Origin of the sequence: Shinella sp. 838, from assembly GCF_029623935.1 — a bacterium.
Classification (GTDB): Bacteria; Pseudomonadota; Alphaproteobacteria; order Rhizobiales; family Rhizobiaceae; genus Shinella.
The window spans coordinates 137970-153013 of the sequence record NZ_JARSBQ010000009.1 but is presented as its reverse complement, the minus strand read 5'-3'; the positions used below and the strand labels follow the sequence as shown (position 1 = coordinate 153013).

The 15044-nt window shown below is 62.6% G+C and carries 11 protein-coding genes; 5 read left to right on the top strand and 6 right to left on the bottom strand.

Features of this window, described 5'->3' with window-relative positions:
* Positions 1-17: 17 nt before the first annotated feature.
* The 4 genes from P9A16_RS23800 to P9A16_RS23785 are packed head-to-tail and all read right to left on the bottom strand — an operon-like array spanning position 18 to position 3823.
* Positions 18-1004 carry an autoinducer 2 ABC transporter substrate-binding protein gene (locus P9A16_RS23800; protein WP_023514397.1) on the bottom strand — a complete coding sequence of 329 codons (987 nt, stop codon included), beginning with the start codon at positions 1002-1004 and terminating at the stop codon, positions 18-20.
* Between the two features lie 31 nt (positions 1005-1035).
* Complete coding sequence (locus tag P9A16_RS23795) at positions 1036-1809, bottom strand: ATP-binding cassette domain-containing protein (RefSeq protein WP_023514398.1); 774 nt, start codon at positions 1807-1809, stop codon at positions 1036-1038.
* Positions 1810-1830: 21 nt separating this feature from the next.
* Positions 1831-2604, bottom strand: a complete 774-nt coding sequence (locus P9A16_RS23790) for a glutamine amidotransferase (RefSeq protein WP_023514399.1) — start codon at positions 2602-2604, stop codon at positions 1831-1833.
* 40 nt (positions 2605-2644) lie between these two features.
* Entirely contained in the window at positions 2645-3823 is a 1179-nt protein-coding gene (locus P9A16_RS23785) for a carbohydrate kinase family protein (RefSeq protein ID WP_023514400.1), read from the bottom strand.
* 417 nt (positions 3824-4240) lie between these two features.
* On the opposite strand from P9A16_RS23785, the gene P9A16_RS23780 reads away from it, so the two are divergent.
* Positions 4241-5737 carry a methyl-accepting chemotaxis protein gene (locus P9A16_RS23780; RefSeq protein ID WP_023514104.1) on the top strand — a complete coding sequence of 499 codons (1497 nt, stop codon included), beginning with the start codon at positions 4241-4243 and terminating at the stop codon, positions 5735-5737.
* A 53-nt stretch (positions 5738-5790) separates the two neighbouring features.
* On the opposite strand, the gene P9A16_RS23775 is transcribed toward P9A16_RS23780, so the two are convergent.
* Complete coding sequence (locus P9A16_RS23775; protein ID WP_024269905.1) at positions 5791-6471, bottom strand: Crp/Fnr family transcriptional regulator; 681 nt, start codon at positions 6469-6471, stop codon at positions 5791-5793.
* Positions 6472-6614: 143 nt separating this feature from the next.
* Here P9A16_RS23775 and P9A16_RS23770 point away from each other — a divergent pair, with 143 nt between their 5' ends.
* Complete coding sequence (locus P9A16_RS23770; protein WP_278025949.1) at positions 6615-8903, top strand: putative bifunctional diguanylate cyclase/phosphodiesterase; 2289 nt, start codon at positions 6615-6617, stop codon at positions 8901-8903.
* 152 nt (positions 8904-9055) lie between these two features.
* On the opposite strand, the gene selD is transcribed toward P9A16_RS23770, so the two are convergent.
* Complete coding sequence (gene selD, locus P9A16_RS23765; RefSeq protein ID WP_023513824.1) at positions 9056-10111, bottom strand: selenide, water dikinase SelD; 1056 nt, start codon at positions 10109-10111, stop codon at positions 9056-9058.
* A 171-nt stretch (positions 10112-10282) separates the two neighbouring features.
* Here selD and fdnG point away from each other — a divergent pair, with 171 nt between their 5' ends.
* From fdnG to P9A16_RS23750, 3 genes are read left to right on the top strand one after another with little or no spacing between them, the layout of a single operon-like run.
* Positions 10283-13366: a formate dehydrogenase-N subunit alpha gene (gene fdnG / locus P9A16_RS23760; RefSeq protein WP_278025948.1), complete on the top strand. Its 3084-nt coding sequence runs from the start codon at positions 10283-10285 to the stop codon at positions 13364-13366.
* Complete coding sequence (fdxH, locus tag P9A16_RS23755; protein ID WP_024269902.1) at positions 13363-14349, top strand: formate dehydrogenase subunit beta; 987 nt, start codon at positions 13363-13365, stop codon at positions 14347-14349. Before fdnG ends, fdxH begins: the two co-directional genes overlap by 4 nt.
* Positions 14349-15038 (top strand): formate dehydrogenase subunit gamma, encoded by a 690-nt coding sequence (locus tag P9A16_RS23750; protein ID WP_023512732.1) that lies wholly within the window; start codon positions 14349-14351, stop codon positions 15036-15038. Before fdxH ends, P9A16_RS23750 begins: the two co-directional genes overlap by 1 nt.
* Positions 15039-15044: the final 6 nt, after the last annotated feature.

Genomic DNA, 15044 nt, shown 5'->3' with positions numbered 1-15044 from the left:
GCAGAAACGACCCGGCCTTAGAAGTCGAACTTGTCGACGTTGTCAGCGGTAAAGACGGCCGGCGGGCCAAGCAGCAGTACACCGCTGTCGGCATTGTAGGTGACCGGCGAGGCAAAACCCGGCACGGTGTTCTCAGCCTCAAAGGCCTTGCCGTCGATCAGCTGCTTGCCGGCCCAGACTGTCAGGTAGCCGAGCTGGGCGGGATCCCAAAGCACAGAGAAGCCGAAGGAACCGCTCTTGATGTAGGCGCGCGCGGTGTTCGGGCTGCAGTAGCCGGTCCCCACGACAGCACCGATCTTGCCGGCCGTTTCGATCGCCTGGGCGACGCCCGGGCAAGTCGAGGAAGCAACCGCGATGATGCCCTTCAGATCGGGATTGGCGGTCATCAGATCACCGGCGATCTGTGCCGCACGCTGGGCCGTGCCGCCGGCATATTGCGGCTCGAGCAGCGTCAACTTCGGATATTTCTCCTTCGCCTGTTTCTGCATGAAGCCGATCCAGGCATTGAGGTTGGAGGCCGTCGCCTCGCCCGAGACGATGCCGATCTTGGCATCGTCGCCCACGCGCTTGACCAGTTCGTCGATGATCGTGGCACCCAGCCCCTCGTCTGTGGCCTGTGCGACATAGACCGCGCGACCGCTGTCCGGCGCATCGCTGTCGCTGGTGAAGAGCTTGACGCCCTTTGCATTCGCCGCCTCGACCACTGGTGCGATGGCGGAGGCATCGAGCACGCTGACGGAAACGGCATTGACGCCCTGGTCAATGAGATTCTGCACGATCTGCAGCTGATCGACCGGGTTGGTATCGACGGGACCCGAATAGATGAATTCGACCCCCAGCTCTTCCGCCGCGCGCTTGCCGCCGGCCTCCATGGCATTGAAATACGGAATGCCGATCAGCTGCGGCACGAAGGCGACCTTCGGCTTGTCTTGCGCAAAAGCGGTGGCGCCGATGGCAAGCGTCAATGCGGAAGCGGCGAGAACCTGCTTGAATTTCGGGAACATCTGGAACCTCTCTGGAACGGTTGGACGCGCTTTATCGATTGTTTTGTTCAAGCGCCCGCACGTCGGGATGGGCGCCTGTGATGAGGGAAACGATCTCTTCGGGGGTGGTTTCCTCTTTCCTCCGCTCGGCGACCTTTCGGCCCCGGCGGAAGACGACCATGCGGTCGGCAACCTCGAAGACATCGGCTATGTTGTGGCTGATCAGGACCACGGCGCAGCCGCGACCGGCGAGCCGGCGGGTGAGCTGCAGCACCTTGCGCGTTTCGGCGACGGCAAGCGCCGCGGTCGGCTCGTCCATGATGACGAGCCTGGCATTGAGATTGAGCGCCCGGCAGATGGCAACCGCCTGGCGCTGGCCGCCCGAGAGACTGCCGACAGGCGCCTCCGGGTCGGAAATATGAGCGTCGAGCTCGTGGAGCAGGCCGTCCACCCGGTCCCGCATTGCCTTGCGCCGCAGGAACGGAATGCCGAGAACCGAGTGTTTGAGTTCTCGCCCGAGAAAGACGTTCTCGGAGATCGACAGGTTTTCTGACAGGGCGAGCTCCTGAAAGATCGTCGCAATACCGGAGTTCGCAGCGTCTTTCGGCGAGGCGAACTGGACCGACTGGCCTTCGACCAGCAAATCCCCGTCACTTTGCGGATGTGCGCCGGCGAGAATCTTGATGAAGGTTGATTTGCCGGCGCCGTTGTCACCGAGAAGCGCCAGGACCTCGCCGCCGTTGATGTCGAGATCGACATCCTTCAGCGCGGTGAGCGCGCCGAAGCGTTTGGTAATTCCCGTTGCGCGGAGAAATGGAACGGTCATCGAACTATCCCCTGCGATGGATCACTTGGCGCCACTGGCCCAGCGAAGAATGTTCTTCCAGATCGCCGCGTACCCGGGCCAGGCGACAAACTCGTTCGGCACCCAGTGCGGTCCGATGTCCGAAGTCCAGGCGACGGTGCGGCCCCTGCCATAGTTGCCGGTCACGAGAAGCGGGTGACCGCCCTCCTCTTCAGGCAGTCGGGCGAGTACTTCGACGCCGTCGTCGTCCTTGGCGGCCACCTCGTTCGCACCGAGGAGCAGCGGCCATTCACCTTCGATACCGTCGAGGATCGGATGGTTCTTCGGGCCTGTGACGACAGCCTTGAACCCGTCCGGGATTTCCAACCGGTCGTCATAGGGAAGGCAGGTGACAGGCAGTGCCTCCTCTACCGGCGTGCGGCGCCAGCGGGCCTTGCCGTCGATGCCCTGGAACGAGAAGTAGCCACCCGCCATCACCAGGCCACCGCCGGCCGCAGTCCACTCGCGAATGATCTTCAGCCGATTGGGAACCGCCTTGCCGTGCAGCCAGACGGACGGGGGCAGGAGCAGCGAATTGGCGCCGATATCGGACAGCAGGATGACCTGATAGGCGGAAAGCCCTTCCAGCGTGAAGGGGAACTTTTCGACGCAGTCATGCGCCGTCATATAGGTGACGTCGAATTCCTCACCTTGAAGCGCGGCGACCAGCGGCTCGGCACCCAGATGGAAGGTCACGCTGCCGAACTGGTCGAACCCCTTGTAATGGGTCGCCGAGCTGACCCAGCTCTCTCCCACCAGCAAAACCTTCGTCACCATGTCGCTCTCCTTATCTTTGCGTTCCGTATTGTCTTGAAAATCAAACAGCCTTCGCCTCCACGGCGGAAAGCAACGCCTCAAGTTCGCCTGCGCTCGCCGGGTGTCCCTGCGCCCCTTCCGCCGTCGTCGTCAGGCTGGCACCGACAGCGGCGTGGCGCGCTGCGTCCACCAGAGGGCGGCCATGCAGCCAAAGGCTCAGGAATATTCCGGCAAAAGCGTCGCCTGCGCCCGTCGCATCGACCCGGCTGACCGGCAGGGCAGGAACTTCGATCGGCGGACCACCGCTCTTGCGGAAGACGACGGCGCCGAATTCACCAAGCGTCAGCACGACGTCGCCGCGCGGCTTTACCCGTGCGATCGTGCGTCCGGCTTCCTCGATCATCGAGGCGAGCGGCGTGCGGATGGCGAAAACCTCGCGCAGTGTGTCGTCGTTGATGAAAGTCAGGTCCACCTGGCTGATCATGCGGGCAAAAGCGTCCGGATTGCGCGATCCCTCCGGCAGGCCCGCCGTATGCAGGCTGACATTCCAGCCCGCATCGTGAAACCGGCTGATCGACGGCATCATCCGCTCGTAATGAAACCCTTCGATATGCAGGCAGGAACGCACCGCACCGGGCGTGATGTCGAGATTGGCGGTGAGGTCGACCTCGCTGAGCTCGAAGGTCTCGTGAATGATCGTCCGGCCGCCATTGGCTTCGATGATCACCATAGCGCGTGGCAAGCGCCCACTGGCCGGCCGACGGATCGGCAACACGTTCACGCCTCGCGCCAGAAGCTCGGCCATCGCCCACTCGCTGTCGGCGTCGTCGCCAACAGCGGTGGCGAGATCGATCTGCAATCCATAGGGATCACCGACGGCAGCAGCGGCGACGGCGAGGTTTGCAGCCGGGCCGCCGAGCGCCTTGTCGATATGGCTTGCCGCGACCCGGTCATCGCGGTGCGGCAATACCGGCACCCGGCAGAGATAGTCGACGCAGATATGACCGACGACCAGGAGGCGCGGATGCCCCTCGGCCTTCTGCACCGCCCGCGCGGACATCATCGGCAACGAGCGGGCAAACACACTCGGACGGTAGGCAAGCTTCTGAACCGCCTCCTGGATCTTTTCGGCGGTCTCCGCTTTGACGGGAACCGTTCCATTCAGAAAATTGGACACCGTGCCGACGGAAACCCCGGCAGCGCGAGCAACATCCGTAATGGTGGGACGTCCTTTTTTCATCACTTCCCCGCCAATTGAAACGCTTCAAAGCGTAGGAGCGGTTCAAGCAAGCGTCAAAGCAATTTTATTCCAAGTTTTTTTGTATAAATTCACCATCGCGCAGTAAATTTTATGTATCAAAGTATTTCATACTCAAAACCGCCTGGATTGAATTTATTTCAATCCACTTTTCGTTGCCGAGGCATGATGCTCCCAGCAGGCACACAGATCCAGCAGACCACGCATCCCGTTGAACTGGTCCTGAGTGGCGCGCCAGTGGCTTCGGGCACCCGCATGTTCCACTGGAGAAGACCAATACTCGGCCGGACCAAGGCAGACACCACCTGCTACAACCCAAAATAGGTAACGTAACGTTAACCTTCAGAAATGTACGGTATCGTACGTACGGAATCGTTCATTGAACCTGAGGGGAGGACAATGGCCAAAGACGATGCAGCGGGTGGGGAATTGCAGGAAAGGCTTGATTTCATCGGGCTTGGACCGCGTGAGCGGCAGTTGCTCAAAGCGGTTGCCGACCGCGTCATGAAGGAAACACGGCCAGCACTGGATATCTTCTACGACAAGGTTCGCGCGACGCCGCAGACACTTCGGTTTTTCGCCGGCAACGAGAAGATGGCAGAGGCGGGTAAGCGCCAGGAAGGCCACTGGGCCCTTATCCTGAGCGGCGGTTACACGCCCGAATATCTCGATGCCGTCCGGGCGATCGGCTCGGTCCACGCTCGTATCGGCCTTGCGCCCCAATGGTATATAGGCGGCTACGCACTGGTTCTCGACCATCTCGTCAAGGCGCTTCTCGCCCCGACGGCCCTTCCCAGCAAGCGCAAGCTCTTCTCGCGTCGGCCGGGCGCTGTGACGACCGGCCTTGGCGAAGAAGTCGCCGTCGTGGTGAAGGCGGCCCTCCTCGACATGGAACTGGCCATCTCTGTGTATCTCGACAAGCTGGAGGAGCGCCGGCAGGCGGCCGAGCAGCAGGAAGAGGAAACGCTGGGCCGGGTTGCCGCTGCCTTGCAGCAGCTCGCCCAAGGAGATCTGGGCGTTTCCATCGATGTCGCCGCTTCGGCGCGGTCAGGGCATCTGGTCGAAAACTTCAACGACATGGTGGACGATCTTCGCGCGATCATCCTTTCGGTGCGGGACGCCTCCGGAAACATCAGAAACGGCACAACCGAGATCGCCAGCGCCTCGGAAACGGCAAGCCGTCAGTGCGAGCGGCAGGCAGCCGCGCTGGAGCAGATTGCGACGGCAATTGCCGAACTGGCCACCGGCAGCCAGATGACGACGGACAGCGCCGCAGGAGCCTCGCGCGCCGTCGCCGAAATTCGCGGCCAATCGGAAGCCAGCACCGTGTTGGCCGGCAAGACCGTCGCAGCCATCGGGGAGATCGACGCGTCGTCGCGCAAGGTGTCCCAGATCGTCAAGGTCATCGACGAAATCGCGTTCCAGACCAATCTTCTTGCACTCAATGCCGGCGTTGAAGCGGCGCGTGCCGGTGAAGCCGGAAAGGGCTTTGCCGTCGTCGCGCAGGAGGTACGCGCCCTTGCCCAGCGGTCGGCGGATGCCGCCAGGGAAATAGCCGCGCTGATCAAATCGAGCTCCGATCAGGTCGCCGAGGGCGTGAAACTTGTCGGCGAAACACGGGAATGGCTGACCGGCATCACCAACGCCGTCCAGAAGATGGACGAACTCGTTGGCGGCATCGCCACCTCAACGCAGACACAGGCCAACGGAATCCGCGAGATTTCCACGGCGATCGCACAGATCGACGAGGCAACACAGCAAAATGCGGCGATGATCGAGGAAAACAGTTCTGCCAGTCGCGCCCTCGCGCGCGAGGCAGAAGGGCTCGCAAGCGTTGTCGACCGGTTCCGCACCTCTCGCGAGGCCATCATTCCGCCGCTGGCGATGACGGCATGACAATCCGCGCGACCGTCACCCCCACGCGCCGAAAAGGCGCTTTCCACACAGCCTTACAGCGATGCAAGACGGATGCGCTCGTAGCACTCGCAGGCTCGCTCGTGCAGGACTGCCCGGTTGGTCACCCGCAGCGATCCGCGATGGTAGGAGATCGCGCCGGCATTCATGAGGTCGGTACAGATGGCATTGACCGTCGCCCGACGCAGCGCAAGCAACATGGCGATCGCCTCCTGGGTCACGCTGTAGGTATCGCCCTCGACCCTGTCATGCGCATGCAGCAACCAGCGGGCAACGCGCTGTTCGGCGGTGTGCAGGCTGTTGCAGGCAACGGACTCCATCAGTTGCACCGTGTGCGACTTGGCGTATCGCAGCATGATTTCGCGGACGCACTGGAATTCTTCGAGCGCAACGTCGAGATCGGCAATCGTCACCCAGGAGGCCTGGCCGGGCACCTGCACGACCGAGCGGCCGAGCGAGCTGCCGCCGCCCATGATCAGGCTGAAGCCAAGGAATCCCTCAGGGCCGATCGAGGATTTCTCGACGCTTCTGCCGTTGCTCATCTCTGCGATGATCGACACGACGCCTTCATGGGGGAAGACGACATGCGTGACAGGCGCGCCATCTTCGAAAATGACGTCGCCGGTGTTCATCGGCTTGATGTCTGCATGCGTTCGAAAGAATTCCTGCGCCTGCGGCCGGATGGAGTCGAGGATCCTGTTACGCAGTGGGCCCATAGAATTGTCTTTTTCTTTCAATGGGTCAGCCCCGAATTTACCTGTCAAAATTCCTTAATAACCCAATAACCTAAATCAATCCCTAATATAACATGGTGCCCGCACCGGCATGATGTGCGGCCTGTTCCCTGCTGGAGCCGTCAATGGAAGATCTGCCATTGCATGAATTGTCAGAATACATGCAGCCATCCGACATATTCGAGCACCAATCCGAGCGCGACGAGATTTTGAAGGGGAGCGGAATCATCGGCATGCTACAGCAAAACGCCAGCGCCCGCACAGATGACAAGGGAAGCGGCCTGACAAAGCTGCTGGGCGCCTATCAGGCGGCGCTTGATCGGCACGCCATCGTCGCCGTCACGGACCGGCGCAGCAGGATCCTCTCCGCCAACAGGCAATTCTGCGCAGTAAGCGGCTACCGGGAAGACGAGCTTATCGGGCAACCGCACCGTCTCGTCAATTCCGGGCACCACCCGAAGGCGTTTTTCGAGGGCATGTGGAGAACGATCGCCTATGGTCAGGTCTGGCACGGAGAGATCTGCAACCGTGCCAAGGATGGCAATCTTTATTGGGTGGATACAACCATCGTGCCACTGGTCGGTTCCGATGGACGGGTAGAGGCCTATATCTCGATCCGCTACGATATCACCAAGCGCAAAGCCGCCGAACAGGCCTTGCACGAGGAGGTCGAACGGCGACGCGGTACCGAGGCGTTGCTTGTCGATGTCATGGAAACGGTGCCAGACGGGATTGCCGCCTTTGATGCGAACGACCGCCTCGTGCTCTTCAATCGCTCCTATGCAAACCTTCACATGCATCCTGCAGAAGCGATCCGGATCGGCGCGAGCTTTGAATCGATCCTGCAGCACGGCCTGGCGAAGGGGCAGTACGTTCTGCCGCGCAATACGGGCGAGTCCCATCAGGCCTGGCTTCGCGCGCGGCTGCGCGCGCATCGCAATCCCGGCCGAAGCACGGTACAGGAGCTTGCCGACGGCCGGTGGATACAGATCCGTGAGCGCCGCTCCACCTCAGGCCACATCGTCGGAACACGTACCGACATTACCGAATTGAAGCGGTCGGAATCGGCCATCAAGTTCCTGGCCGAACACGATCCGCTTACCGGGCTCCTGAACAGATCGGTACTCTCCCAGAGGCTCGAAGAGGCGGTCACGGCCTGTCGGCGCAATCAAACCAGCGGCCTGCTCGTGGTCATGGACCTCGACGGTTTCAAGCAGATCAACGACTCCATGGGGCACGCAGCCGGCGACGCGTTGCTCAAGACCATTGCACAGCGGTTGACGGAAGCCTTCCGCCGCTCGGACACGGTCGTGCGGCTCGGTGGTGACGAGTTCGCCGTCGTCGTGCCGCAGCTCGGCAGGCGTGACAGTATCGACGCCCTCGCGCAGCGGCTGCTGGCCGCGGTCCAGCGCCCGGCAATGGTCCAGCGCCGTAGCCTTGCCCCGCGGCTCAGTCTCGGCATCGCACGGTTCCCCCAAGACGGCCACGCGCTGGAGGTTTTGCTGCGCAAGGCCGACATGGCCCTCTATCGTGCCAAGGCTGAGGGTCGCGGGACCTATCGCATCTTCACCCGTGCCATGCGCGCCCATGTCGAGCAGCGCCGCCGCCTTACCGCAGCGCTGACCAGCGCGGTGGCGCGCGGCGCGATTGACGTCGCGCTGCAGCCGCAATTTACGCTCTCCGATCACAGGCTCACCGGCTTCGAGGCGTTGGCGCGCTGGACGAACGAAGGGCGCGCGGTCAGCCCTTCCGACTTCATCGCCATCGCCGAAGAAAGCGGTCTGATCGGCGATCTCGGCAATCTGGTCCTGAACAAGGCCCTGGAGGCGATCGGCAGCCTACGGCAAAACGGCATGGAGACAGGCCCGGTCGCCATCAACATCGCCTCCGCACAAATACGGCAGGTCGGCTTTGTGCCTATGCTGCAGGCCGCCGTTCATCGCCATGGCCTGACGCCGGGCGACGTCGAAATCGAATTGACCGAGAACATCCTGCTCGATGAAGCCGGTGATGAGATCGCCCGGAGGCTGAAGACCCTGCGCACCGCCGGTTTCTCCATTGCCCTTGACGACTTTGGAACCGGCTATGCCTCGCTCTCCCACCTCGGCCGCTTTCCCATCGACCGCATCAAGATCGACCGCGGCTTTGTGTCCCGCATGAGCAGCGCGCAGGACACCTGTACGATCGTTCGCGCAATCATCGGTCTTGCCCACGCGCTTGGCATGACGGTGGTCGCAGAAGGTATCGAAACGCAGGCGCAGCTGGAACAGTTGCTGGCCTATGGCTGCGATTTTGGCCAGGGCTACCTGTTTTCTCCGCCTCTTGCGCCAGAGCAGCTGATGGCCCGCCTCGGCGACGGGCTGGATTTCAAACTGGCGCGCGGCCTTTGCGAACCTGACCAACCGCCCCGATAGACCGCCACAGGCTCCTTTGGCTAACCGTACTGGCCGCCGGAAGCGGTGGCACTTCAAAACTTGTTCATCGGCACGAGGCAAGCATCGCCGCCGCCGTCCCAACGATCTGGTACTGCTGCCATCACGGCGTAGGCTGCTGATTGGGTGAGGCTTCAGACGATCGAGAGCCCGGCCTTTCCCTGCACGGCTTCGCCGATGGCCACCGCGCTAAAGCCGTGCTGGGCAAAGATATCGAGAACCGCCGCGGTCCCAGCCGCGTCACAGGCAACGAGCAGGCCGCCGCTCGTCTGGGGGTCGCAGAGAAGAGCCTGATCAATGGTGGTCATGTCACGAACGAAGGCCACATCCGCGGCGTAGCTTGCCCAGTTGCGCCCGGACGCGCCGGTGACAAACCCCTTGCCGGCAAGTTCACGAGCGCCTTCAAGAAGTGGCACGCTGGACCATTCTATCCGCAACTGGCAACCCGCCCCGCGCGCCATTTCGAGAGCATGGCCGGCAAGACCGAACCCGGTCACATCCGTCATCGCGTGCACGCCGTCGAGCAACGCAAGGTCCGGCCCCGGCGTGTTGAGACGCGTCGTCGTCTCCATCATGCGTGCATAACCGGCCGCGTCGAGCGCGCCCTTCTTCAATGCCGCCGAGAAAATGCCGACACCGAGCGGTTTACCAAGGATCAGCACATCACCCGGCCGCGCACCGGCATTGCCTTTCATCCGGGCCGGGTCAACAAGGCCAAGCGCGACAAGACCGTAGATCGGCTCGACGGAATCGATCGTATGCCCCCCCGCAATGGGAATACCCGCCGCCCGGCAGGCGACGGCACCCCCGTCGAGGATGGCACCGATCGTTGCAGTGGACAACGTGTTGACCGGCATACCGACCAGCGCCAGCGCGAAGAGCGGCCTGGCGCCCATGGCATAGACATCGCTGATTGCATTGGTCGCAGCGATCCGGCCGAAATCATGCGGATCATCGACGATCGGCATGAAAAAATCGGTCGTCGCGACGATAGCCTGGCTGTCGTTAAGGCGGTAGACGGCCGCATCGTCAGACGTTTCTATCCCCACCAGCAGATCCGGCGGTACTGGCAGAGCCGCCCGGCCGCGCAGAATCTCCGAGAGCACGCCAGGCGCAATCTTGCAGCCGCACCCCCCGCCATGGGCAAGCGACGTGAGGCGGGGCTCGTCAGGAACGACCGTGTCGGACATCGGCAGGAACTCCTTCTCCGCGCAGGCAGCAGCAGGCGTCGTCACCGCGATCATGGCCCATCGTTGCTCCCAAGACCATGGCTTTCATCCGAAGTCCTACCTTGACAGGTCCGGCAGCAAGGCAGACGATCAAGCTTCGACCGATCCGCAAGGCAGGTACGAGGACAGCGAATGAACATCGATCTTTCCCGCCGCAGCTTCCTGAAGCTCGCCGGCGCGGGAGCGGCGGCAACCTCGCTCGGAGCCATGGGCTTCGGGGCCGCGGAGGCCGCGACAGCCGCTCATGTCCGCGCGTTCAAACTGGCGACGACCACTGAAACCCGCAATGTGTGCACCTACTGTTCGGTCGCCTGCGGGATTCTGATGTACTCCAAGGGCGACCTCAGTGCCGGAGAGACGGCCGAGCTGATCCACATCGAGGGTGACGCCGACCATCCTACCAACCGCGGAACGCTCTGTCCGAAGGGCGCGGCGCTCAAGGACTTCGTGAAGTCCGAGACCCGCGCCACGAAGCCGCGCCGCCGGGCACCCGGCGCTGACCGCTGGGAGGACATCTCCTGGGAGGAGGCCTTCGACAAGATCGCCCGGGCGATCAAGGACGACCGCGACGCGAACTTCATCGAGAAGAACGCGGCCGGCGTCACAGTCAACCGCTGGACGACCATGGGCTTCCTCGCCGCCTCGGGCGGCACCAACGAGACCGGATGGCTGACCTACAAGACCGTCCGGTCCATGGGTGTCGTCGGCTTCGATAACCAGGCACGCGTCTGACACGGCCCCACGGTAGCCAGTTTGGCTCCAACTTTTGGCCGCGGCGCAATGACGAACGCCTGGACCGACATCAAGAACACTGACCTTGTCATCGTCATGGGTGGCAATGCGGCGGAAGCGCATCCTTGCGGCTTCAAATGGGTGACGGAGGCAAAACACCATCGCGGCGCCCGGCTGATCGTCGTCGATCCGCGCTTTAACCGCACGGCCTCGGTCGCTGACGTCTATGCGCCGATCCGTCCCGGTTCCGACATCGCATTCCTGATGGGCGCCATCCGCTACTGTATCGAGAAGGACAAGGTGCAGTGGGACTATGTGAAGGCCTATACCAACGCCACCTACCTGGTGCGCGAGGATTTCGCCTGGGCTGACGGCCTCTTCACCGGCTATGATGCGGAAAAACGCGACTACGATCGCACCGCCTGGGAATATCAGATGAACGCGGACGGGACGGTGAAGGCCGACCCGACGCTCTCCGACCCACGCTGCGTCTGGAACCTGTTGAAGCAGCATGTCGCCGTCTATACGCCTGAATTTGTGGAGAACATCTGCGGCACGCCGAAGGATCGCTATCTGAAGATCTGCGAGATGATCGGCGCGACCGCGGCGCGCGACAAGGTGATGACCTCGCTCTACGCGCTCGGCTGGACCCAGCATTCCAAAGGGGCGCAGAACATCCGCGGCATGGCTATGCTGCAACTGATCCTCGGCAATGTCGGCCTGCCGGGCGGCGGGGTGAACGCACTGCGCGGCCACTCCAACATCCAGGGCCTCACCGATATCGGCCTGCTCTCCAACACCCTGCCGGGTTACATGAACCTGGCAACGGAGAAGGAGCCGGACTACGCAACCTACATGTCGACGCGCGGCAACAAGCCGCTCGTTCCCGGCCAGACGAGCTATTGGCAAAACACGCCGAAATTCATGGTCAGCTTCCTGAAGGCCATGTGGGGCGAGGCCGCGACGAAGGAGAACGACTGGGGCTTCGACTGGCTGCCGAAGCTCGACGTACCCTACTACGACATCCTGCGCATGTTCGACATGATGAGCCGCGGCGAGGTGAACCTCTACTTTTGCCAGGGCTTCAACCCGCTGCTCTCCTTCCCCAATCGGGCGAAGCTGACGGAGGGCCTGTCGAAGCTGAAGCTGCTCGTCACCATCGACCCGCTGGAGACCGAGACAGCGCATTTCTGGGAAAACCACGGCATCTACAACGACGTGGACTCCTCGAAGATCATGACCGAGGTGTTGCAGCTACCCGCCACCTGCTTTGCCGAGGACGAGGGGGCGACGGTCAATTCGGGCCGCTGGCTGCAATGGCACTGGCCGGGCGCGACGCCTCCGGGCGAGGCCAAGCACGACACCTGGATTCTGGCGAACATCTTCCTCAGGGTGCGTGAACTCTACCGCAGAGAGGGTGGGGTCTGTCCCGAACCGATCCTGAACCTTTCCTGGGACTACAAGGATCCCTACGACCCTGAGCCCGCGGAGCTGGCGCAGGACATGAACGGGCGGGCGCTCCAGACCCTCACTGATCCCGCCGATCCGGAAAAAGTGCTGGTCCAGGCTGGCAAGCTCCTGCCGAATTTTGCCGTGATGCGCGACGACGGCTCCACCATGTCCGGTTGCTGGATCTATGCCGGCTCCTGGACGGAGGAGGGCAACATGATGGCGCGGCGCGACAACAGCGATCCGGGCGATATTGGTACTTTTCTCAACTGGACCTTCGCCTGGCCGGCAAACCGCCGCATCCTCTACAACCGCGCCTCCTGCGATCTTGCAGGCAAGCCGTGGGACGAGAGCCGCAAGCTGATTGAATGGACCGGTGAGAAATGGGCCGGCTTCGACGTGCCGGATATCGCGGTGACGGCCAAACCCGAAACGGTGATGCCGTTCATCATGACGCCGGAAGGCACCGCCCGGCTGTTTGCGCGCAAGCTGATGCGCGACGGCCCCTTCCCCATCCACATGGAGCCCTTCGAAAGCCCGGTCGAGAACCCGTTCAACGCGAAGCTGCGTGGCAACCCGGTCGCCCGGATCTTCCCGAACGACGTGGAGCAGCTCGGCACCAGTGCCGACTATCCCTTCGTCGCTACCTCCTACCGCCTGACCGAGCACTTCCATTACTGGACGAAGCACAACCGCGTGAACGCCGTGCTGCAGCCGGAATTCTTCGTGGAGATCAGCGAGGAGCTGGCGGCCGAGCGCGGCATCGTCAAGGGCGGGCGCGTACGGGTCTGGAGCAAGCGCGGCGAGGTCTGGGCGAAAGCCGTGGTCACGAAGCGCATCCGCCCACTGATGTGCGGCGGCAAGACGGTGCATGTGGTCGGCATTCCCTTGCATTGGGGTTTCATGGGCGCAGCGCGCAAGGGGTTCGGGCCGAACAGCCTCACCCCCTTCGTCGGCGATGCCAACATAGACACGCCGGAGTTCAAGGCCTTCCTTGTCAATATCGAGCCGGCGGCAGAGGAGGCCTCGTCATGAGCGAACGCGCACCGGAACCTCTGACGGCAGCGGCCAACCCGCCACTCCAGCCCTTGCCGTCGAACCTCCTGCCTGGAGACGTCATCAAAGCTTCGGCGACGAGCGACCTGCCTGCGCCCGAACGACAGCTCACCCAAGTCGCCAAGCTGATCGACGTGTCGAAGTGCATCGGCTGCAAGGCCTGCCAGTCGGCCTGCATCGAGTGGAACGACACTCATCCGGACGTGGAGGAGAATGTCGGGGTTTACGAGAACCCGCATGATCTGACGCCCGACATGTTCACCCTCATGCGGTTTACGGAATACGAGAACCCGAAGACCAACGAGCTGGAATGGCTGATCCGCAAGGATGGCTGCATGCATTGCGCCGATCCGGGTTGCCTCAAGGCGTGCCCTGCCCCTGGCGCGATCGTGCAGTACTCCAACGGCATCGTCGATTTCATCTCCGACAACTGCATCGGCTGCGGATATTGCGTGGCGGGCTGTCCCTTCAACATCCCGCGCATCTCCAAGACGGCACACGTCTCGAAGAAATGCACACTCTGTTCGGATCGCGTCGCCGTCGGTCAGGGCCCGGCCTGTGCCAAGGCGTGCCCCACAAATGCGATCACCTTCGGCACCAAGGAGAGCATGATCGCGCTTGCCGAGGAGCGCGTCGAGGATCTGAAATCGCGCGGTTACGACAATGCCGGCCTCTACGATCCGCAAGGCGTCGGCGGCACCCATGTCATGTATGTGCTGCACCACGCCGACCAGCCCTCGCTCTATGCTGGTCTGCCCGACGATCCGCAGATATCACCCGTGGTGCGCGGCTGGAAGGGGCCGGCCAAGACGGTTGGCCTTGCCGTGGCGGGCATTGCCGCAGCCGGCGCGCTGCTGCACGGCCTTTTCGCCCGGGCGAACGAGGTGACGGAGCACGAGGAGGAGGAGGCAGAGGACCTCGTCGACGATGCCGGCCAGATGCCTGGCGGCAGGGAGGTTTGATGACCGAGAAACGGATCTATTCGGCCCCCGGCGACAAGATCGAAACGAAGCACCCGGTCCTGGTGAGCCGCTATCGCGGCATTACGCGGCTCAATCACTGGGTCACCGCGCTCTGCATGATCCTGCTCCTCCTTTCCGGCTTCTCCTTCTTCCACCCATCCCTGTTCTGGCTGACCGGCCTCTTTGGCGGCGGGCAGACAACGCGCTGGCTGCATCCCATCGTCGGCCTGGTGCTGGTGGCAAGTTTCCTCCTGCTCTTCGTGCAGATGTGGAAGCTCAACCTGCCGCGACGCGAGGACGTGGAATGGAGCCTGAAGATCGGCGACATGCTCAAGGGCGACGAAGACAAGTTGCCCGAGCTCGGCAAGTACAATGCGGGACAGAAGCTGGTATTTTGGGGCATGTCCGCGCTGATCATCGTGCTCGTCACGACGGGCATCATGATCTGGGAGCAGTATTTCCCGCACCTCGTTTCCATCCCTGTGCGCCGCGTCGCCGTCGCCGTGCATGCGCTGGCCGCGGTCGGAGCGATCCTTATCTTCATCGTTCATGTCTATGCGGCGATCTGGACGCGCGGCACGATCCGCGCGATGACGCGCGGTACCGTCACCGGCGGCTGGGCCTTCCGCCACCATCGCAAATGGCTGCGCGAACTGGCTGGACGCCAGCACACCGACCCGTCAAAATAGCCTGCC

What these genes read in the sequence shown, in the direction of transcription:
- P9A16_RS23790 (WP_023514399.1), bottom strand. Translation starts at nt 2,604, where the DNA reads ATGGTGACGAAGGTTTTGCTGGTGGGAGAGAGCTGGGTCAGCTCGGCG.
- P9A16_RS23795 (WP_023514398.1), bottom strand. Translation starts at nt 1,809, where the DNA reads ATGACCGTTCCATTTCTCCGCGCAACGGGAATTACCAAACGCTTCGGC.
- selD (WP_023513824.1), bottom strand. Translation starts at nt 10,111, where the DNA reads ATGTCCGACACGGTCGTTCCTGACGAGCCCCGCCTCACGTCGCTTGCC.
- P9A16_RS23785 (WP_023514400.1), bottom strand. Translation starts at nt 3,823, where the DNA reads ATGAAAAAAGGACGTCCCACCATTACGGATGTTGCTCGCGCTGCCGGG.
- fdxH (WP_024269902.1), top strand. Translation starts at nt 13,363, where the DNA reads ATGAGCGAACGCGCACCGGAACCTCTGACGGCAGCGGCCAACCCGCCA.
- P9A16_RS23780 (WP_023514104.1), top strand. Translation starts at nt 4,241, where the DNA reads ATGGCCAAAGACGATGCAGCGGGTGGGGAATTGCAGGAAAGGCTTGAT.
- P9A16_RS23800 (WP_023514397.1), bottom strand. Translation starts at nt 1,004, where the DNA reads ATGTTCCCGAAATTCAAGCAGGTTCTCGCCGCTTCCGCATTGACGCTT.
- P9A16_RS23775 (WP_024269905.1), bottom strand. Translation starts at nt 6,471, where the DNA reads ATGGGCCCACTGCGTAACAGGATCCTCGACTCCATCCGGCCGCAGGCG.
- P9A16_RS23750 (WP_023512732.1), top strand. Translation starts at nt 14,349, where the DNA reads ATGACCGAGAAACGGATCTATTCGGCCCCCGGCGACAAGATCGAAACG.
- P9A16_RS23770 (WP_278025949.1), top strand. Translation starts at nt 6,615, where the DNA reads ATGGAAGATCTGCCATTGCATGAATTGTCAGAATACATGCAGCCATCC.